The organism is Candidatus Berkelbacteria bacterium, from assembly GCA_016432625.1.
In the GTDB taxonomy this organism is placed as follows: domain Bacteria; phylum Patescibacteriota; class UBA1384; order 2-12-FULL-50-11; family 2-12-FULL-50-11.
Genome location: CP066697.1, coordinates 516,989 through 536,603 on the forward strand (window position 1 = coordinate 516,989; position 19,615 = coordinate 536,603).

General features: G+C 51.9%; 15 protein-coding genes, 2 tRNA genes and 3 rRNA genes. 5 read left to right on the forward strand and 15 right to left on the reverse strand.

Going from position 1 to position 19,615, the window contains the following annotated elements; translation table 11 throughout:
• Positions 1–4: 4 nt before the first annotated feature.
• The 4 genes from HY845_02990 to HY845_03005 all read right to left on the reverse strand — a co-directional run bounded on the left by HY845_02990 (position 5) and on the right by HY845_03005 (position 4,729).
• Entirely contained in the window at positions 5–205 is a 201-nt protein-coding gene (locus HY845_02990) for a hypothetical protein (GenBank protein QQG51502.1), read from the reverse strand.
• A gap of 91 nt (positions 206–296) precedes the next feature.
• Positions 297–414, reverse strand: a 5S ribosomal RNA gene (gene rrf / locus HY845_02995).
• A 220-nt stretch (positions 415–634) separates the two neighbouring features.
• Positions 635–4,005 (reverse strand): 23S ribosomal RNA (locus HY845_03000).
• Positions 4,006–4,291: 286 nt separating this feature from the next.
• On the reverse strand, positions 4,292–4,729 hold the full coding sequence (locus tag HY845_03005) for a dUTP diphosphatase (GenBank protein ID QQG51503.1): 438 nt from the start codon (positions 4,727–4,729) through the stop codon (positions 4,292–4,294).
• 167 nt (positions 4,730–4,896) lie between these two features.
• On the opposite strand from HY845_03005, the gene HY845_03010 reads away from it, so the two are divergent.
• From HY845_03010 to mutM, 3 genes are all read left to right on the forward strand, one after another.
• The gene (locus HY845_03010; GenBank protein QQG51504.1) at positions 4,897–5,376 is read left to right on the forward strand and encodes a hypothetical protein; all 480 of its coding nucleotides are present in this window, start codon (positions 4,897–4,899) and stop codon (positions 5,374–5,376) included.
• Positions 5,377–5,509: 133 nt separating this feature from the next.
• Positions 5,510–5,902 carry a hypothetical protein gene (locus tag HY845_03015; GenBank protein QQG51505.1) on the forward strand — a complete coding sequence of 131 codons (393 nt, stop codon included), beginning with the start codon at positions 5,510–5,512 and terminating at the stop codon, positions 5,900–5,902.
• A gap of 82 nt (positions 5,903–5,984) precedes the next feature.
• Positions 5,985–6,836, forward strand: a complete 852-nt coding sequence (gene mutM / locus HY845_03020; protein QQG51506.1) for a bifunctional DNA-formamidopyrimidine glycosylase/DNA-(apurinic or apyrimidinic site) lyase — start codon at positions 5,985–5,987, stop codon at positions 6,834–6,836.
• Positions 6,837–6,972: 136 nt separating this feature from the next.
• Here the strand turns inward: mutM and HY845_03025 are convergent, their stop codons facing one another.
• Positions 6,973–7,335, reverse strand: coding sequence for an NUDIX domain-containing protein (locus HY845_03025; GenBank protein ID QQG51507.1), 363 nt, complete (start codon positions 7,333–7,335; stop codon positions 6,973–6,975).
• 522 nt (positions 7,336–7,857) lie between these two features.
• Here HY845_03025 and HY845_03030 point away from each other — a divergent pair.
• Positions 7,858–8,250, forward strand: a complete 393-nt coding sequence (locus HY845_03030; GenBank protein ID QQG51508.1) for a hypothetical protein — start codon at positions 7,858–7,860, stop codon at positions 8,248–8,250.
• Between the two features lie 129 nt (positions 8,251–8,379).
• Here the strand turns inward: HY845_03030 and purL are convergent, their stop codons facing one another.
• From purL to HY845_03070, 8 genes are all read right to left on the reverse strand, one after another.
• Positions 8,380–12,321, reverse strand: coding sequence for a phosphoribosylformylglycinamidine synthase (gene purL / locus HY845_03035; GenBank protein QQG51509.1), 3,942 nt, complete (start codon positions 12,319–12,321; stop codon positions 8,380–8,382).
• Between the two features lie 251 nt (positions 12,322–12,572).
• Positions 12,573–12,645, reverse strand: a tRNA-Ala gene (locus tag HY845_03040).
• A 45-nt stretch (positions 12,646–12,690) separates the two neighbouring features.
• Positions 12,691–12,933, reverse strand: coding sequence for a hypothetical protein (locus HY845_03045; protein QQG51510.1), 243 nt, complete (start codon positions 12,931–12,933; stop codon positions 12,691–12,693).
• Between the two features lie 89 nt (positions 12,934–13,022).
• Complete coding sequence (locus tag HY845_03050; GenBank protein ID QQG51511.1) at positions 13,023–13,223, reverse strand: hypothetical protein; 201 nt, start codon at positions 13,221–13,223, stop codon at positions 13,023–13,025.
• A gap of 1 nt (position 13,224) precedes the next feature.
• Positions 13,225–13,740, reverse strand: a complete 516-nt coding sequence (locus HY845_03055; GenBank protein QQG51512.1) for a hypothetical protein — start codon at positions 13,738–13,740, stop codon at positions 13,225–13,227.
• 61 nt (positions 13,741–13,801) lie between these two features.
• Positions 13,802–14,224 carry a L,D-transpeptidase gene (locus tag HY845_03060; GenBank protein ID QQG51513.1) on the reverse strand — a complete coding sequence of 141 codons (423 nt, stop codon included), beginning with the start codon at positions 14,222–14,224 and terminating at the stop codon, positions 13,802–13,804.
• An 82-nt stretch (positions 14,225–14,306) separates the two neighbouring features.
• A complete protein-coding gene (gene murB, locus HY845_03065; protein ID QQG51514.1) occupies positions 14,307–15,245 on the reverse strand; it encodes a UDP-N-acetylmuramate dehydrogenase in 939 nt (312 codons plus the stop codon).
• Between the two features lie 9 nt (positions 15,246–15,254).
• Entirely contained in the window at positions 15,255–15,845 is a 591-nt protein-coding gene (locus HY845_03070) for a VTT domain-containing protein (GenBank protein ID QQG51515.1), read from the reverse strand.
• Between the two features lie 85 nt (positions 15,846–15,930).
• Between HY845_03070 and HY845_03075 the strand changes: the two genes are divergently transcribed.
• Positions 15,931–17,328 (forward strand): phosphodiester glycosidase family protein, encoded by a 1,398-nt coding sequence (locus tag HY845_03075; protein QQG51516.1) that lies wholly within the window; start codon positions 15,931–15,933, stop codon positions 17,326–17,328.
• A 377-nt stretch (positions 17,329–17,705) separates the two neighbouring features.
• Here HY845_03075 and HY845_03080 read toward each other — a convergent pair.
• Positions 17,706–17,779 (reverse strand) — tRNA-Ile (locus tag HY845_03080).
• Between the two features lie 273 nt (positions 17,780–18,052).
• A 16S ribosomal RNA gene (locus HY845_03085) occupies positions 18,053–19,508 on the reverse strand.
• Positions 19,509–19,615 lie beyond the last annotated feature (107 nt).

Sequence of the window (19,615 nt, forward strand, 5' to 3'; positions counted from 1 at the left end):
AAGGTTACTCTGCCGAGGCTGAGATGAACAGCAAAGCGCTAACACCGAGCGCGCCAGCGCCACCCCAAACGAGGTATTTAGTTAGGTCAAAGCTAGATTCGGCAATTCCAGCAGCGTTGAGTGATGGGTTAAATCCGCCGGCTAATATCGCCACCCCAACAACAGCTAGCGCGGTGGCACTTATAACTCGAGTTCTCTTGTTCATATACGACGATTGTAAGGCTTTTATGGCCAAAAGAAAAACCGCAATAATCTTGCGGTTCTTCTTTTGGATAATGTAGAGCTTGTGTGCTCTGTGTTGGCGCTGGTCTACTTTCCCGACGGCTGTTAGCCGCAAGTATCATCGATGCTGAGACGCTTAACTACTCTGTTCGGAATGGGAAGAGGTGTACCCATCTCGCTTTAAGCACCAACACACAACACACAAATTCTTGTCCGAAACTCCCCACTCTTAAGTGAGGAACTTATGTGAGGACCGTCGCGCAGGCGCAGCGGGCATGGTCTGACGAAGTCAGCCGCAAGCCGAGCGGGAGCGCTGCGAATCGCTGGATTCGCAGATAGCGTGTCCGAACATAATGTTCCGAACGTTTTCCAAACCAAAGTTGAAGATATTTCTCACCTCAAAACCAGGTTGAGTGTAAATTCAATTCACCTATTAGTACGCCTTGGCTCAATGCGTTACCGCACTTACACCTAGCGCCTATCAACCGGGTAGTCTACCCGGGGTGTCAACGAAGATTAATCTTGAGGCCTGCTTCCCGCTTAGATGCTTTCAGCGGTTATCAGTTCCGAACGTAGCTACTCGACATTGCCCTTGGCAGGACAGCCGATACACCAGAGGTTCGTCCGCTCCGGTCTTCTCATACTAGGAGCCGCTCCTCTCAATCTTCCACGCCTACAGCAGATTAGGACCGAACTGTCTCGCGACGTTCTGAACCCAGCTCGCGTACCCTTTTAATTGGCGAACAGCCAAACCCTTGGGACCTTCTTCAGCCCCAGGATAGGATGAGCCGACATCGTGTAATACTCCATGATTACGCATGGTACTGACTATATCTTTTTCCTATGCCTGCAGAGGAAAAAGATACGAGCTACCAAAGGTAGCGACATATCTTGTTCTTGCATTTAGAACTTAGGCAGAATCTGCCATATTCATTTGTTTAACATAGGACGTGGCGTATTATTATGGTTCGTTTAAAAACCACAATCTCGTCTTTCGACTCAGTCGATACAGGGTCAATCCGCCATCCTGGCGGACGACTTCCCACGGTATTACCCTTCACTGCATTCATTTACCACTCGCAATGAGTCGGGCTTCACCGTTATACAATGCCGTGTAACGGCATTGTAAGCCTCATCCCCACTCTACAAAAGTAGAGTCGCAATGAGACTTTTAGCCACATTTTTGTTGGTACAAGATTACTCTTGTAGCACCCCAATGTTTCAAGGTGCCAAACTGCGCCGTCTCTGTGGACGATTGGGCGCAATCAGCCTGTTATCCCCGGGGTAGCTTTTATCCGTTGAGCGCCGGCCGTCTCGTTCTGAAACCGGCTGGATCACTAACGCCTGCTTTCGCACCTGCTCGGCTTGTAGGCCTTGCAGTTAAGCTCGCTTATGGGTTTGCCCTATCGGTACGATTTCCATCCGTACCTAGCGAACCTTTGCACGCCTCCGTTACTCTTTAGGAGGCGACCGCCCCAGTCAAACTACCCACCTGACACTGTCTTAGATTTTTCATCCAGTAAGACTCAAAACAAGCAAAGGGTGGTGTTTCATTGTCGATCCGAAGATCTCCCACCTACGCTACACAACACAAGTTCTGAATCAATGCCAAGCTGTAGTAAAGCTCCACGGGGTCTTTCCGTCTTGCTGCAGGTAACCGGCATCTTCACCGGTAGTGTAATTTCACCGAGTCCCTCTTTGAGACAGTTTTCAAGTCGTTATGCCATTCGTGCGGGTCGGAACTTACCCGACAAGGAATTTCGCTACCATAGAACGGTTATAGTTACCGCTGCCGTTCACTCGGGCTTAGATTCAAGCCTCATCAATGGATAAATCCACCGGATCAACTCTCCTCGTAACCTACGAGCACTGGGCAGGCATCAGCCCCTATACATCCCCATGAGGGTTAGCAGAGACCTAAGTTTTTGTTAAACAGTCGCTTGAAAGTCATTTGTTGCAGCCACCATTGCTGATGGCGAGGCATATCCCTAAGTTACGCCTGCTTTTTTGCCGAGTTCCTTAAAGAGGGTTCACTCGACCACCTGAGTCTACTCGACTCACCCACCTGTGTCGGTTTGCGGTACGGATACCTTACATAGTGATCTTGACGCTTTTCTTGCCAGACGTTCAGCCTACGGAGCATAACCAACAGCTCTTTCAACCTACAGTCCGTGTCGCGCCAAGGTAGTTATAAGGTAGTCACGGAATATTAACCGTGTGTCCATCGAGGTCTTACCCCTTAGGACCGACTAACCCACAGACGATCGTCGTTGCTGTGGAAACCTCGGGTTTGCGGCGGGGAAGGTTCTCACTTCCCTTTCGTTACTCATGCCAGCATTCTCACTTCGTAGCCGTCCACGGTTGCTCACGCTCCCGCTTCACCCAACTACGAACGCTCCTCTACCATTGTGCCTTGCGGCACAATCCTAAACTTCGGTACCGAGCTTAGCCCCGTTGAATTTTCCGCGCAAAAAGGCCTAGAGGTTCCCGACGCCGCCGGTCCGTTAGGACCAACATTGCCTGGAACGTAGAATCGACCAGTGAGCTATTACGCTTTCTTTAAATGATGGCTGCTTCTAAGCCAACATCCTGGTTGTCTACGCCTTTCCACTTCGTTTTCCACTGAGCTCGGATTTAGGGACCTTAGTTGTAGGTCTGGGCTCTTTCCCTTTTGACCATGCAGCTTAGCCCGCACAGTCTGACTCTGATACCCGAACGGTGCGTATTCGGAGTTTGATAGGTGGTGAGAACTTGCGTCCCCAAACACCTTTCAGTGCTCTACCCCACACCATGTAGTATCAGGCTATACCTAAATATATTTCGAGGAGAACCAGCTATCTCCGGGTTCGATTGGAATTTTACCGCTAACCACAAGTCATCCCCCATATTTGCCACTATGGTGGGTTCGGGCCTCCCCACTCGATTTCTCGAGGGTTCACCCTGCTCATGGCTAGATCACCCGGTTTCGGGTCTACTCCCTGCCCCTAAATCGCCCTATTAAGACTCGCTTTCGCTTCGCGTCCGGACCAAAGGCCCTTACACTTGGGACAAAGATGTAACTCGCTGGCTCATTCTTCAAAAGGCACGCCGTCACATCTTGCGATGCTCCGACTCCTTGTAAGCACATAGTTTCAGGAACTATTTCACTCCCATACTCTGGGTACTTTTCACCTTTCCCTCACGGTACTTGTTCGCTATCGATGAGATTTAGTATTTAGCCTTCGGGCACGATCACCCGACCTTCCGACTGGATTGCTCGTGTCCAGTCGTACTCAGGAAAAATAACGCGGTACTTGAAGAAATTTTAAAATACGGGACTATCACCCTCTGTGGTGGTCTTTTCCAAGATCCTTCTTATAATCTCTTCACGCACCTCACTATTAAAAGTGAGTTATTTCCCTATAACCCTCGCTCACTGAATCCCGGACGCAAGCAGAAACAAATTTTCTAAGGCTCAACCCACATATTTTAAGGGGCCGCCTGTTTCCTACTTACGCCCAAGATTCAGCGAACGAGTTTAGGCTGTTCCCTTTTCGCTCGCCGCTACTGGGGGAATCGCTACTGCTTTCTTTTCCTCCGGGTACTTAGATGTTTCAGTTCCCCGGGTGCCTTCCACTGTACTTAAGTACAGGGTGCGTGAGGTTTACTCACGCGGGTTTCCCCATTCGGAAATCGTCGGTTCATAGCTTGTTGCCAGCTCCCCGACGCTTATCGCAGGCTACCACGTCCTTCATCAGCTAAATCTCTCAAGGCATCCTCTATGTGCTCTTTCGTGAATTTACACTTTTTGGTTCTACGAATAGAACCGCGTTGCCTATCTGCACTTAGGTGCTTCCTGGCAACGTTACCTGTTTCAAAGTTGAAGAAATACCTTCAACTTTGGCTTGGAACCAATTTGTTAAATGTAAAACGCAGGGTCGAAAAAAACCGCTTATGGCGGCTCGGGCGCAGTCGGAAAAAATATCCGCTTATCTAGCCTTGGCCTCCTTGTAGTTTTTTCACCATGTACTTTTCGGTTTTACCACAGCTTAATATGGAGTGTCAACACCTTAATCACCAACCCAAGCCGTTACTTCTTTCCGGTCGAGCCGAAACCGCCCCGCGATTTTTGGCCGAGCGCGTCGCGCGAGATTTCCTTCCATTCAATCTTCGGTAACGGCGCAATATAGCCTTGAGCCATTCTTTGATGCTTTTCAATCGAAATTGGCGTGTCGGTAAAGTTCCTGACCTGAAGAAATAGCTCATCATCCGGACCCGAGTAGTCAGAGTCAACAATGCCCACGCCGTGCGGCATATGATAGCCATGACGCGGTGAGCTGGAGCGTGGCTGTAAGATCAGAACGTAGCCCGACGGAACGCGCATAACCAGACCAGTCCTTAGATTGGCAATCTCTCCTGGGGCTAAAGTTTTCTCCTCGATTGTTTCGAGGTCAAAACAAGCAGCGCCGGCGGTTTTATACTCGGGTAGGTGTGCCTCTGGATCAATCCGACAAATTTCAACTTCCATTCCCTCATTTATACTGTCTTTTGCCGAAATCCCAAATAGCCTTGGGAGCTAATAATTACCCTTTAGGGCCAAGAAATTATCTAGGCTAGTAGTGTTGACTTCGAACCATATAAATGGTAAGCTTCCTCGACACGTCAGGATCATTCCGAAACGTGGGGAAATCGAACATGAAATCAACGAAGCTTACACTCGTCATGGCCTTTTTGGCCCTCGTCCTTATGCTCGCTGGTTGTGCCGGCGAAGGCGTCGCGGCGACCTCTAACCAGTTCTCCGGCCGCTTCAGCGGCGACATCGTCTTTGAAGCCGGTGGTCGCGGTGGCGGTCCGTCGCTGCAGCTTTACCCTTTCACCATCAGCGACGACGGCACGCTTGCAGGAACGGCGACGTTCCAAGACGAGCAGGGCTCTCACCAAGGACCGATCACCGGGACTCTCACGCCTAGCGGCAAATTCGACCTTTCCACCAAGATGGAGGGCCTCGAGTTCACCGCCAGCGGCCAAGGCCTGCGCTGGGTCGTCGAATCGCAGACGCGCGGTGGTGGACCGTCGCAATACGTGCTCGGCACCGTCACGGTGACGCAACGCAAAAACGACAGCCCCTACGGCCAGGTCTGGGCCAACTCCAGAGTCATGTTCTGGCAGGAGTAGCTACCCCGTCCGCACCCGAGCAGGGCGGCCCAAATTGGGCCGCCCGCTTTTTATATAGAAAATACCCCTCAAAACCATTGACTCCAAACCATATAAATGGTAGAATTCGCCTACCCAATTTGGGGTGCACACCATGAAAAAAATCTGGACGCTTGTTGTTCTCTCGGCCCTGCTCCTTACCGGATGCGGTGGCAACACCACCAAAGCCCAGCGGAGTTCGTGGGAAGGGAGCTGGTCAAACGGCGACGCCGACACCGGAACCATTTCCTTCAACATCCGCGACAACCAGCGGGTCGAAGGCTCTGCCTACTGCGACTTCCTGAGCCAGTACGGTCAGGTTGTCGGAACGACCAACGCACAGGGCGACCTTGATCTCCGGATTACGTTCCCATCGCTCTCGGTCCACGTCTTCGGGCGTGTCGAGAGGTACAACGGAACGGCCAGGGGCACGGTCAACGCAAACTGGAGCAATCAGCAGAACACCATCTGGCTGCTCGAGCTCACCATGGTCGACTACGACTACTGAAAAGGGACCCGTTCAAGGGGGCGGCACGCACACTGCGTGACCGCCCCTTTTTCTTTCCCCCCGTTTTTGCCACAATCTGCTCATGCCGGAACTACCAGAAGTCGAAACAGTTAAACGCAGTCTAGACAAGGCGATTAAAGGCCAAACTATCAAAGATATCGAAGTTCGTGACTACAAGATTTTTCGCGGCAAACGTCACGATGTAATCGGTGCGAAAATCAACGAGATCGAGCGGCGGGCTAAGACGCTTATTTGGCGCCTTTCTAACGGTAAATTCCTACTTTTTCATCTAAAAATGACGGGCCAGATGCTTTACGATTCTGATGATCACAAACAAATTGCCGGCGGGGGCCACCCAGATGCAGAATATTTACAGAAACCGCCGCATAAACACACCTATATTATCTTCACGCTCGATAAGGGTCACCTCTACTTTAACGACCTGCGGAAATTCGGCTGGATCAAGGTATTAGACGACGACACCTTAAAACAAGAGGTCGCAAAATATGGCCCGGAAGTTGATTGGCCCGAATTTAGCTTTCAATTTTTCACAGAAAAATTGAAGTTGAGGCCGAGAATGAAGATAAAAACCATGCTCATGGACCAGTCGTTTATTTCCGGCATCGGCAATATCTATTCTGACGAGATACTTTTTAAAGCGAAAATCCTCCCGACCCGACCGGTAAAAGACCTGTCCGAGCCAGAGTTACGAGCTATTTACGATCATATTAAACCAGTGCTCGAGTTAGCGATTGAGCACGGCGGCACCACGCTAAAAGATTACCGAAAGCTCGACGGGTCTATCGGCGACTTTTTGCAGCACGCTAACGTCTACCACCGGCACGGGCAGCCTTGCAAAGTTTGTAGCACAAAAATCGAACGCATAGTTGTCAACGGCCGTTCCGCGCATTTCTGCCCAAATTGCCAGAAATAGTTACGGCCAGGTTTTCTTGTTTTCCCAAAGGGCTTTTTCGCCCATTCTGCGACGTTCAACTTGGACTAATTCCTGAAAAATACCGTCAATCAAATCATACTTCTTCGCCTCTTCGATCGTTACCCAGGCGAACTCGTCAGACTCTTCTTTTTTGTAACTCGATTTCTCCGGAAACGTAAGTAGCCACGCAGCTTAGGACGATTGACGGCGAACCGTCCTCATGAACGCGCGCTAAACTAGTCAGGTACTCTACTTCACTGATTTCGATACCAACCTCCTCTTTGACCTCGCGGGCTAACGTGCGCTCCAAGACGTTGTACCAATAAGCCTCCGTATCTCTGGGTAGTGCGAGGTAATCTTTAGCTTCGAGCCGTCCACCGGGCACCGTCCACATTCCTGGAAAACGTTTCTTATTTTTTGAGCGTCGGAGGATCAGATATCTATCATCACGAATAATAATGGCTGTTATGGCGACTTCGTGCAGAAATTTATTCTCCATGAGGCCATTAAACTCGGGTGTACAATGAATGCAAAGAAATGGAATTGAATTCAACAATAATCATCGGCGCGCTGGTACTGCTCTTAGTAGTGGCGATCCTAAAGAAGCTACTGAAATTCGCTTTGTTTTTAGTGATTGTCGGCGCGATCTACTGGTTTTTCTTTAGGTAGTTGAACGGCTCCGACCTAAAGAGGTGGGAGCCGATCGGTCGGGCCGCTATTGATGGCGGCGGTTGCGTCGTCTGCCCAGTTTCTTGGGCTTTCCCCCGTTGCGCTCGTCTCGCTTCTGCTTCTTAGCGCGAATGCTTGCTTGACAACTTCGTGACACTATCTTTTCATTCCTCCGTCAGTGTCCCAAAAGGGCCCCATAAGCATACACATCAACTCAACAATTCGGAACTTGTTCGCTCGTTGACTACGGAGTGCCAAAAAATTACAATACAAATCTCTGCCAAAGAGGTGGCTGGGCTTGGCCTAGTCGGGAGGAAACAATGCACTTCTCAGTTCAACACAGGGGGGATGAATGAACGTCAGAGTTTTGAGCGGCGTCGTCAAAGACGACTTGGGTCTTGGGCGATTTCCGGTGACGTTTCTCTGCGTCAGCGACATCGATTCGTCGATGAGCGTCGAAGAATGCCGTCATGCATTCGAGGTCACGAAAGCTTTCTGTAGCCTCTACGGTGACCAGACTATCTTCATCCAGGCTACGACCGATCAGCCGATCGACAACGCGCCACGCCAGCACTGCCTAGCAATCGCAAACGCCTTGGCCGATCGGGCGGAAGGACAGCGAACAATCGGCCTCTATAGAAGCCCCACCGAAAACAACCCCGCCGATTTTGAGCTCGTCAAGCCTGGAACGGCTTTCGCGGGACGACACACCATCCCCTTTTCGTCATTCTCCTTCGTCTACTAGGCGAGGGAGACCAGTGGCGCGACCTTCCGAGGTCGCGCCACTCTGCTATATTAGCGAGCAATATGCAAGAAAGATTGAGCAACGCACGTAAACAGAACGCCCTGGTCCAGAGAGGACCAGGGCGCATATTCAGTTGTTGTCGCACCAGTTACGGGCGTTTTGGAATAACTCAAGCCAAGGGCCTTCCCTAGACACGAGGTCGGAAGGCAACCAGGGCCAATTCCACCATTCCAACGTCCGCTCAGGGTGCGGCATGATCGCCAAGTGGCGACCATTTGGTGAGCATAGCGCGGCGATACCGGCAGGGCTTCCATTCGGGTTGAATGGGTAACTTTCCACCGAACCATCCGCGATGCCCCCTTGAGGGTAGGAGAACCTGACGGGTGCCAGATTCTCATCGAGGATTCGCTGGAGCGTTTCCTCTTGAGGAACGTGTAATCGTCCCTCTCCATGGGCAACCCAGATTCCTAGCCTGGAACCCTCCATGTCTTTCAACATAATGGCCGGACTGGGCAGGATCTTCACCGTCGAGAACCGACTCTCGAACTGCCTACTCGCACCCGCCGAAGCGTTGTGGATGAACCTCGGCTGTGCGTCTTCGGTGAGACCGAAGCTTGGACCAGGGACCCAGCCCAAAAGTGCCATCAACTGGCAGCCGTTACATACTCCTAGCGAGAAAGTGTCTGGCTGCTCATAGAACCTCTGAAACTCCTCGGCAAGCCGGGAGTTAAAGCGAATCACTCCAGCCCATCCCTTTCCGGCGTCAAGAACGTCGCCGAAGGAGAATCCCCCGACGAACGCCACACCCCGGAAATCTCGAAGCGAAATGCGACCTGCAAGCAGATCGTTCATCGTCACGTCGAAGGGGGTGAAACCGCCTTTGAAGAAGGCCGCGGCCATTTCACGATCGCTGTTACTTCCCTGCTCGCGTAGAATAGCCACTCGCGGTTCGGTGCCAGTCCTTGCCTTAATCCGGAATTGCTTCCAAGGATCAAAGGTTAGGTGGTAAGCCGGTATAGCCACTTGAGTGGCCAGAACCCTATGCTCAGCTTCCGCGTGAGCCGGGTCAGCTTGTAGCTTCTCCAGCTCAGTGCTCGTTCGTTCCCACTGCCCCCTAAGGGTCAGCATCTCGCTAGTTAGCACCGTGTCGTTGTTGACCTGAATCTGAACAGAAAGGTCAGACGTCGCCTTGCCAATTTCTCGGAAAGGCACGTCCTCAGTCCACAACCGCCTCCTTACGCTCACTACTTTTTCCTTGGAGCAGCCGAGGATGAGGCCTGGCTCCTCACTAAAGAGTAGCGACAGGGGGTCTGCGTCACTCCGCAGCGAAATGTCCAGGCCGGTACAACCGGCGAAGGCCATCTCGAGCAAAGTTACGATCAGTCCGCCATCACTCCGGTCGTGTACCGAGTTCACCGCTCCTTTTCGAACGAGTGTCTGAACCACGGTGAACGTCTTCTTGAGTAACTCCAGGTCATCTACGTCCGGCGATTCGTCACCCACCTGACCATAGACTTGAGCGAGGGCCGAACCGCCGAGGCGATTCTTTCCTTTACCAAGGTCAATGTAGATGAGCTCTGAACCTTCAGGAACCGCGGCGTTTACTTTGCGCGTGACGTCAGACGTCGGCGCGTAGTTTGCTACTACGAGTTCGCCTGGCGCCTTAACCACGTGCTCGGAGCCATCCTGGGCTTTCATCTTGGCGGCCATAGACAGACTGTCCTTGCCGCCATCGATAGCCATTCCGCATTCGACAAGGATGTCGCGAAGGGCTTGCGCTGCTTCGAGAAGCCACGCGCCTTCACCTATGAGCTTGGGAGCCCACATCCAGTTCGCCGAACAGCGAATGTCCTGCATTTTCGTGATCGGCACGCCGACCATGTTTAGCAAGGCTTCCGCTACCGTTAGGCGCGCCATGGCCGCCGGAGAGATTAGCCCTTTCATGGGCTGTTCCCCGAGGCTCAGAACGACACCGCTGGTTTCGAAATGACTTTGCGCCATCACGGCGCAGTCGGCGAGCGTGACATGCATTGGCCCGATGCATTGCTGCTGAGCCACTAAACCCGTCACGCACCGATCTACTTTAGTCGTGAGGAACCGCTTCGAGGCCACTGCTGGGAGCAGTAGCACTCGCACCAGCGCCTCTTCCACAGTCAGGTTGTCCGGGAGCCGAAGTGGCTCACGAACGGCTTTGACTCGTGTGAGGTTGAAGGTTTTCTGGGGGAGCTTCTCCAGGACGAGGTCCAAAGGCAGAGCTACCGGCGTGGTGCCGTCGCTCTCATCGTGCAGGATCAACAAACCGTCGCCGGTCACTTGCCCCACAATCGCCATAGGAACGCCTTCGCGTTCACAGATTACTTGGAGGGCCGTCAGACCATCTTCTGTAGCCAGTAACGCTTCACGCTCTTGGCTCTCGTTCGCCCAGATCTCTGCCACCGAAAGGCTTGTGTCGCCTATTGGAAGGTGCCGCAGCTCAATCCGTGCACCCGCCGGAACTACCAGCTCCGGGAGAGCATTGCAGTCACCGCCAGCACCTAGGTCGTGAATTGACACGATCGGATTCTTTTCGCCAAGCTCGCTACAGGTCTGTACGACCCGCCACATTCGCTGCTCCATTTCGGGGTTACCGCGCTGAACAGCGTTAAAATCGAGCTCCGCACGATTCTCGCCTTGGATCATGGAGCTTGCTGCTCCACCACCAAGACCGATCCGATACGCCGGGCCACCGAGCTGCACAAGGAACATTCCCTTTTGGGGGATTCCCTTTTCGACGTGACGCTCGTCAATCTGACCAGCACCAACGGTGTACATCACCGGCTTTGTCCAGCTCCGCCACTCTCCGCCAACTTCCAACCCCGCCGTTCGTGTAAACCCGTAGATCACGGGTTCGCCGAAACAGTTTCCGTAGTCGGATGCACCGTCGCTTGCCCGAATGAGGATGTCGAGCGGTGAAGCCCACTCATCCGGATGCGCCCAGCTCCCCATTTCCCACGGCTGTTCAAAGCCAGGGATTTGGAGATTGCCTACGCAGTATGCAGCACCAGCTACGCCCATTATTCCGGCCCTGCCAACGGATAGGTTGTCACGAATGCGACCACCTGTTCCGGTAGCTGCCCCGGGGTACGGAGCTTTGCCAGACGGCATATTGTGCGTTTCAGCGGTAAGCGTTGGATGCAGGTTGCGGTGAGTGGTGTCGAAAGCCACCGGCTCCCCCGGACGAGTGGACACAAGGGTCCATACTCCCGAGGAAACCTTGATAGCCGAACTGTCATCGTGAAAGGCGATGAGCGAATTGCCCGGAGAGCGTATCCATGGAGTTCTAACGATCTCCATCAGACTCTCTGGCTGCTCCACATCATCTACCACTAACCGACCCTTGAAGAACCAGTGACGGCAGTGCTCAGAGTTCGCTTGCGCGATCTGCATAAGCTCCACGTTTGTTGGATCGCGCTCTAGCACCTCTACGAAAAGGTTCAAACAGAGCGCCAAATCTTGGTCGTCGTCCATCCCAAGCCCAAGCTGCTTGTTCTCGTACCGCAGTACATCTATTCCACCCTGTAGAAGGGGGATGACGCGCATTGGTTCAGGAAGCATATCGTGCTCCAGGCTGTCGAGCGGCACCTCATAGCGCTGCTCCGTCATGCGATCGTGGAGGGATCCAGCGAGAGTCTCCCATTGCTGAGAGGTTAGCCGATATCCGGTGGCTATGAGCGGTTGATAGCGGCGCGAGCGTTCAAGCCGCACCACCTGATTCAATCCGCACTTGTGACAAATCTCCACGGCCGACGACGAAAAAGGCGTTTCGAAGTTCAGCCGAGGCCCAACTTCGATAATCCCATCACGCTCATCGAGAAACGTTTTCTGCCCAAACTGATCGGGCTCGAACGTCTCACCGAGAAGCCAGACAAGGCGTGCCTCTTGTTGAGGCGAGAGCGGCGCGCTCAGCTTGACGTAATAGCAGTACTCCGTGTGAATGCTGTTGATGTTGAGTCCAAGCTGTCTGCGCGCACGGTCGACGAGGGTTTCAGTTCCTTGCGCTGTCAGCGCAGGAGTTCGGTAGAATCTTTTCATTTTTCCGTACTTCCGTTCTGTTAAGGATACAGAGGCACATAGCAAAGCAGTGCCTTGCGGCACCCCTCTATCCCATGGACTCCGCGGCTATTCTATCAGTTACCCGTGAATAATAAAGTGTGGACCGTTGGGGACCGCGAGTCCGTACGCGGACTCGTCTTCTCACTAACGTTCAAAGTCGGACCCTGGGTTCGAGTCCGAGTAATCGAACATCGAAAAAGCCGAGGCAAAATGCCTCGACCTTTTCGATGTGGACCGTTGGGGATTCGAACCCCATGCCTCCGCCATGCAAAGGCGGCGCTCTACCAAGTGAGCTAACGGCCCGATTGAGCTTGCTCAGTAGCGCTGAGACTACCGAGCAAGCCGTGTTCATTCGACAAAAACCGGGAGCGGTTCTTGCTTGATGACTGAGATGAGCTCGACGCCGAGGTGACCAGTTTGGTACTTGTTGGCGAGTGCCATGATCTTGCGCTCGATTGCATCGCGATCCTTGTCGAGTAACGACTGGCTCTCGCCAGCGTTGATCCGACGGACGAGCATGGCGTCTTCTCGAAACAGCTCTTCAGCGTATGCGGCATCAGTCTGTCTGTCTTCATCCGAAATCGTAACCAAGGCTTGCCTCCAAGGTGCGGTACTCGACCCCCAATTGGTGGGAGTCGGCTGAGGCCAATATTACTCTTTTCGGCTTAAGATGTCAGCAGTTAGAAGACGTAAATTACGGTTATGATTATTAGCACCACGCCGAGTAGCTTCCACATCGTATAGGTGCCACCTTCGCCCAAGTATTTTTCAGCAAGGTAGCTATGGCCAACGAGTTGAGTCAGCTGATAATTGTACTTCACTAATACCGTTCCTAAGACGAAGCCGCCAATCAGAATCAAGATCTTCAGAAGAATAGCCATCTCAAGTCAATAATACATAAAGTCCGACGATAATAACTAGGAGCTGCGAAGCGAAGCCCCACCAAGTCGGAACCTGACGTCGCGCTTCCTCGCTAATGTGATTACGTTCATGAAACCCGCGCTCAATCAAAACACCCGGAACATATTTTGTAACCTTATTTACAAGCGGGATATTGTCTATTAAGTCTGGGAAGAACCCGCCGAGCGCGCCCCAAAAAACGGGACTCGTCCAGATCGGGAGCTCTCCTCTCGTTTGAACGACAAGGAAAACTATTACTGCTGCGGCGGTAACATCAACAATGCCTGAGGCAATTCCTATTGGCGGGACGTCTTTTAGCTCAACGCCGCTCGGGTAGCCGTGGATGTCTTTACCAAAGATATTTTCCCAATGCGGTATTTTATCGAGGACATAATGAGAAGCCCAGCCAGCAGCGAACGCAATTGCGGGCGCAGCTGGCAATTCGACGACAAATGACCCGAGCGCTGCGCCAACTACCGCGTGTGGAATTGTAAGCATGTTTCCATTCTACAACGATCCCCTGGCGTATTCGCCAGGGGATGTCGGGTTTGGAGAGGGCCTAGAGCAGGCAGTCCAGTACGTCCTTCTCGATCTGGACGCGGGTGCCCGGGTCAGTCCATGTATACAGCTTCTTCGCGTCCGCGATGTGCATTCGGATGCAGCCGTTTGAGGCTGGGTATGCCGGAACGCTGTGGTAGCCGTGTATCAGGATGTGACCGACGAGCCGTTGTGGGTAGTAGAGCGTTCCACCGCCGTACTTGGGCAAGGCTTTGCCCCGGGTTCGCTTGTCGTGGATAAAGAAGGTGCCTGTTGGCGTCTTCTTCCCAGGACGAGCAGTCGAGACCGAGAACTGCATCACTGCTTCGAGTCCTTCGAAACAGGTCATAGTCTGGTCTTTCAGGTCGACGACGATGAATTTGTCCTGCGCATCAGTAGCCGAGAGGCCGCCAATAGCAAGAACAGCGAGTAAAGTTGCAAACACTTTTTTCGATCCTCCGTGAACGCCTTGTGAGACGTGGAAACTACACTAACAGATTATGAGGAAAAATCCAGGGCTTTAAGAGTTATTCTTTACTAGAAACTACCTCCGGCTCAACGTCCAGTTCAATCTGAAACTTATCACGCACCACCTGTTTAACGTGATCAATCAGTCCTAAGATATCTTTTGACGTTGCCCCACCAAGGTTGACGATATAGTTAGCATGCTTCTCGGAGACTTGCGCCTGGCCGATCTTAAAACCCTTCAGTTCTGCGTCATCGATAATTTTGCCGGTGGGAATAATTGGAAAAGGGTCGTTTTTGATAAAATCATGAAAATGCGCCATCCAGTTTTCGGGGACTCGCCCGATTGGCGTGTTTTTAAAAATGGAACCGACATTTGGAAACTCCAACGGATGCCGGTCTTGCCGAAACGCGATCCACTTGTCAGCTGTAGCGCGCAGTTCAGCCTGATCGCCCTGCCTCAGTTCAACGGCAGCGGAAACGATTACCTCTGAGTGACGTTTATAGATACTGTCGCGGTAGCCAAACATCGCCCCGTCATTTTTGCGCTCGATTTCTCGTCCCGTGGTAGTCTCAATACTTCTAACGCTCGCGATAACGTCTTTCATCTCCCCGCGAAATGCCCCGGCATTGCCACGGATGGCGCCGCCGAAAGTACCGGGCAAACCGCCCGCCCATTCTAGGCCAGCTAAGCCATTGCTTATCGACGCGTCAACCAATTCGTTCATCATATTTGCGGCGCCGGCTCTTAGCGACTGACCTTCGATTTTGAGTTCTTTTATGCCGATTAAAATTACTAACCCCGGCCAACCCTCGTCTGGAAAAATAACGTTACTGCCGTGGGCAAGAATAAACAGGGGCCAGTGTTCTTTAGCGACAAGTTGCAGCGCTTCTCGCAAATCAGCTTCAGTTTCGACTTTAACGAAATGCTTGGCTTGGCCGCCAACCTTGAAAGTACAGTAGTTCTTTAGGAGGACATCTTCTTCGAGTCTTAGCGCCATAACTCAACCTTAGGCGTGGATGACGAAGAATACAAAAAGGACGCGGTAGAACAGCGCCAAGGCTAGCGTCCCCAGGACCCAACGAAAACGCAGGTGCGAGATGCCTCCTGCGTAGGCCATTAACTCCGTGTTAATGATTGGGATCATGGTGATTATGAAGAAATGTTGCCAACGCAGGTTGTCGCTTAGCTCTTCTATGAAATTGAAATTCCTCGGTGAGAACCAGCGTTTCAATAACGGTCGGCCAAAGTTTCGTGCGACGTAAAAGTTGATGCTTGAGCCAGCTAAGCCCCCGGCGAGTCGTACGACGATAACGCTCACGGGATCCATTATGTTTAGTAAAACAACGTCAACGGGCAGGGTCGGTATCGGCACGAAAACCGAAGCAACCATCGTATAGGCGAAATACGACAATAAAGCCGTGCTCTCGTGTTTTAGTAACTGTTGGACAACTGGGTGCTCGGCGGGGTTAACATATTTCTGAATTAACGCCGAAACAACAGCAATAAAAATGCCAAATAAAAAAATAAAGCCGACGATTTGCATAACATGTTTCGGGGGGAGTTTGAGGGAGTTTTTCTTGACTATCTGATGAATCATTCGTGAGCCTTAGTATGCCTGATTCGCTTCGGCTGTTAAACGGTTTCACGAACCTGCGGAGAGAGCAGTAAGCTACAATACTTTTATGCGTCTATGGAGCCGACAAATTGTCAGTAGGAATTTTAGTAACCAAGCGCGTTGGGTCAGTTTGGCGCTTATCTCAACGCTCTTTATCGCCTCCGTTTATTCGGCGGAGGTTTTACACACGCAAAGAAATTTACGAGCCGAAACTGACACCATTGCCCAAAATAATGAAAAGTTGCGAAATTTGGCCATCACTTCCTACAAGAATGTCGCCGTAAAAATAACCGAGGCCGAGAGTCTTGGTGCCGACGTTTCAGCGCAGAAAACCGAGCTTGCAACGAACTACGCCCTTATCCTCACTGAGCATGAATATCTCCAGGCAGCTACTGAACTTACAACGCAGCTTGCTTCGGTCATGGCTCTAATCACGAGCCAGACCGCAGCGATTGAAGCCGAGAAACAAAAAGGTACGCTGTCGGGCGTAGTTAAAGAAGGTGACAATCCGTTGTCGGGTGTAAAAGTGGCCCTGAAAGAAGGCAGCAGCGAGCTCGGTTCCGTGCTCACTGGAACAGATGGTCGCTACTTATTGACCGTTAAGGCTGGCAGCTGGACGCTTGTCGGCAGCAAAAGTGGTTACACCTCGCACACTAAGTCCGGCGTTACAATTAGTGCCGGGCAAACAGCCACCTACGACTTTTCGCTTTCTAAGGCACCCGCCGCCCCTCCTCCGACTAGTGCCCCACCGCCGAGCTCAGTACTAACCAACGGCGACAGTTCGTACGAAGTCGTGACCGTTAAAGGCTACACGGTACATTTATCGAAATTTAATCTCGCGAGCGGCGAGTTCCGCGTTATTACCGATACGGCCAACGACAACGACTGCGTCGACAACTGTCCGACCAAGTCGCTTTCCAGTTACGTCAGTGACCACGGCGCCTTTGCCGGCATGAACGGTACCTACTTCTGTCCCGCAGACTATTCATCCTGCGCTGGCAAGACCGGCTCCTTCTACTGGAAAGTTTGGAACAGCCGCCTTAGTAAAATGATCAACGGCAGCAATGGCTCCTTTGAATATGAGCCGTTCCTGACAGTGAACGGCAATACGGCCAAATATTATGGTTCCTGGTCTAGCTTTAGCGGCACTATTACCGCCGGTATCAGTTCGTCCCCAGCGTTGGTTTCTGGTGGCAGTAACGTGCTCAACCAAAGTAACCTCGATAGCAAACAAAAAACGGTCAAGTCTAACCGCGGCGCGATGGGCCTGAAAGGACAGGTGCTCTACTTGGCGATTGCCAAGAGCGCGACCGTCATAGATCTAGCCGATATTATGGACGAGCTCGATGTTGATTACGCGATGAACGTCGACGGCGGCGGGTCGAGCGCGATGATTTATAACAATAGCTACAAAGTTGGCCCCGGCCGAAGCCTACCTAACGCACTCGTTGTTGCCCGACGATAGAACTACTTCAACTGGGGACGGCAATAAAGTATCCGAAAAAGATTAAGATTGCTCCCATAGCAACGAGTACGAGCCACCTCCATGAATACGTCTTAAAGAAGTACCAGCTAAAGCCGAGATACGTTATGAAAGATAGCCCCAAACTAACCAGTGAAATTACGTCTCTCCATTTGGAGTGAGTAAGGTCGGCAAAATAGTTAATGCCGCTCGACCCGATATAAAGTTCGGGTAAAAAAGTATTCAAAAATAAAAGCCAAACAGCCACAGCGGCAACTAATGCTTTGGCTCTAATAGTCATTGTGCGAGTACCTGGATTTGAACCAGGGACCTCGTCATTATCCGCCGCGGCTCTGCCGCAGAGGAATTTAAAATCTTTGTGGGCGTATCTGGATTTGAACCAGAGACCTCGTCATTATCAGTGACGCGCTCTAACCAACTGAGCTATACGCCCAGGTTCCCACACAAGATTTTAAATATCAGTGACGCGCTCTAACCAACTGAGCTATACTCGCATGAATCAAATTGTAATGTATGCGTGACGCGCTTAACTCCATCAAGTTTAAATCAGTTAACAGATAAAATCCACCCCTAAATGTAAAGCTCTACCGAAGTAGAGCTTTACATTTAGCCATTCAACGCGCGTTGAACACTTGGCGGCTGCAAGAAACAATCTTTCTCGTCTGAAGTAACACTTCAGCCTCGACCTAGAAGAAAATTCCTCTAGAAAGGAGGTGATCCATCCGCAGATTCCCCTACGGATACCTTGTTACGACTTAGCGCTCCTTACTGATCCCACCTTAGTGCCTCATTAATTTAAGACGCTTCGGGTGTTACCAGCTCGGCTCACTTGACGGGCGGTGTGTGCAAGGCTCGAGAACGTATTCACCGCGACTTAGCTGATTCGCGATTACTAGTGATTCCAGCTTCACGGAGTCGAGTTGCAGACTCCGATCCGAACTGACCGAACTTTTGATGGGATTAGCTCCGCCTCGCGGCTTGGCGACCCATTGTAGAACGGATTGTAGCACGTGTGTAGCCCAGGGTATAAAGACCACGCGGATCTGACGTCATCCCCACCTTCCTCCCTGTTACCAGGGCGGTCTCCTCTGAAATCCAACAGAGGACGAGGGTTGCGTTCGTTCAAGGACTTAACCTCACATCTCACGACACGAACTGACGACGACCGTGCAGTACCTGTCACGGGGCTCCCGAAGGCACGGTCCTATTTCTAGGACTTTCCCCGGATGTCAAACCCTGGATAAGGTTCCTCGGTTATTGTCGAATTAAACCACATGCTCCACCACTTGTGCGAGCCCCCGCCAATTCCTTTGAGTTTTAGTCTTGCGACCGTACTCCCCAGGCGGCCAACTTGACGCGTTAGCTTCGCAACCGAGAGGGTCGACTCTCCCAATTGCTAGTTGGCATCGTTTACGGCGTGGACTACCGGGGTATCTAATCCCGTTTGCTCCCCACGCTTTCGTGCCTCAGTGTCAGTGTTTGCCTAGCAAGCTGCCTTCGCCATTGGTATTCCTCTTGGTATCAACGGATTTCACCCCTACTCCAAGAATTCTGCTTGCCCCTGCAACACTCAATTCTATTAGTATCGCTCGCAGCCCCACTGTTAAGCAGTGGGATTTAACGACCGACTTAATAGAACACCTACGCACTCTTTACGCCCAGTAATTCCGGATAATGCTTGGGCCCTACGTATTACCGCTGCTGCTGGCACGTAGTTAGCAGGCCCTTATTCATGAGGTACCGTCATAATCTTCCCTCATAAAAGAAGTTTACAACCCGAAGGCCTTCTTCCTTCACGCGGCGTCGCGCGGTCAGGCTTTCGCCCATTGCCGACAATTCCCTACTGCTGCCTCCCGTAGGAGTGTGGACCGTGTCTCAGTTCCACTGTGGCCGATCATCCTCTCAGACCGGCTACCCGTCATCGCCTTGGTGAGCCATTACCTCACCAACAAGCTGATAGGACGCAGGCGCCTTCCGAAGCGTAAACTTTACCCTTGCGGGACTATCGAGTGTTAGCCAACCTTTCGGCTGGTTATCCCCGACTTCGGAGCAGCTACCCACGCGTTACTCACCCGTTCGCCACGGGTCTAAACCCGTTCGACTTGCATGTATTAGGCACGCCGCCAGCATTCATCCTGAGCCAGGATCAAACTCTCATTGTAACTTCGGTGGAGTTCTTATGAGAGTCCACTTCTTGCTCTTTCCTGGCGGAAAGTGCATGTAGTCTAACTCTCAACTCTAACCGAAGCGCTCAGAAACTCCTTTGTGT

Coding starts and splice junctions, on each gene's coding strand:
- HY845_02990 (QQG51502.1), bottom strand. CDS start 205: ATGAACAAGAGAACTCGAGTTATAAGTGCCACCGCGCTAGCTGTTGTT.
- HY845_03005 (QQG51503.1), bottom strand. CDS start 4,729: ATGGAAGTTGAAATTTGTCGGATTGATCCAGAGGCACACCTACCCGAG.
- HY845_03010 (QQG51504.1), top strand. CDS start 4,897: ATGAAATCAACGAAGCTTACACTCGTCATGGCCTTTTTGGCCCTCGTC.
- HY845_03015 (QQG51505.1), top strand. CDS start 5,510: ATGAAAAAAATCTGGACGCTTGTTGTTCTCTCGGCCCTGCTCCTTACC.
- mutM (QQG51506.1), top strand. CDS start 5,985: ATGCCGGAACTACCAGAAGTCGAAACAGTTAAACGCAGTCTAGACAAG.
- HY845_03025 (QQG51507.1), bottom strand. CDS start 7,335: ATGGAGAATAAATTTCTGCACGAAGTCGCCATAACAGCCATTATTATT.
- HY845_03030 (QQG51508.1), top strand. CDS start 7,858: ATGAACGTCAGAGTTTTGAGCGGCGTCGTCAAAGACGACTTGGGTCTT.
- purL (QQG51509.1), bottom strand. CDS start 12,321: ATGAAAAGATTCTACCGAACTCCTGCGCTGACAGCGCAAGGAACTGAA.
- HY845_03050 (QQG51511.1), bottom strand. CDS start 13,223: ATGGCTATTCTTCTGAAGATCTTGATTCTGATTGGCGGCTTCGTCTTA.
- HY845_03055 (QQG51512.1), bottom strand. CDS start 13,740: ATGCTTACAATTCCACACGCGGTAGTTGGCGCAGCGCTCGGGTCATTT.
- murB (QQG51514.1), bottom strand. CDS start 15,245: ATGGCGCTAAGACTCGAAGAAGATGTCCTCCTAAAGAACTACTGTACT.
- HY845_03070 (QQG51515.1), bottom strand. CDS start 15,845: ATGATTCATCAGATAGTCAAGAAAAACTCCCTCAAACTCCCCCCGAAA.
- HY845_03075 (QQG51516.1), top strand. CDS start 15,931: ATGCGTCTATGGAGCCGACAAATTGTCAGTAGGAATTTTAGTAACCAA.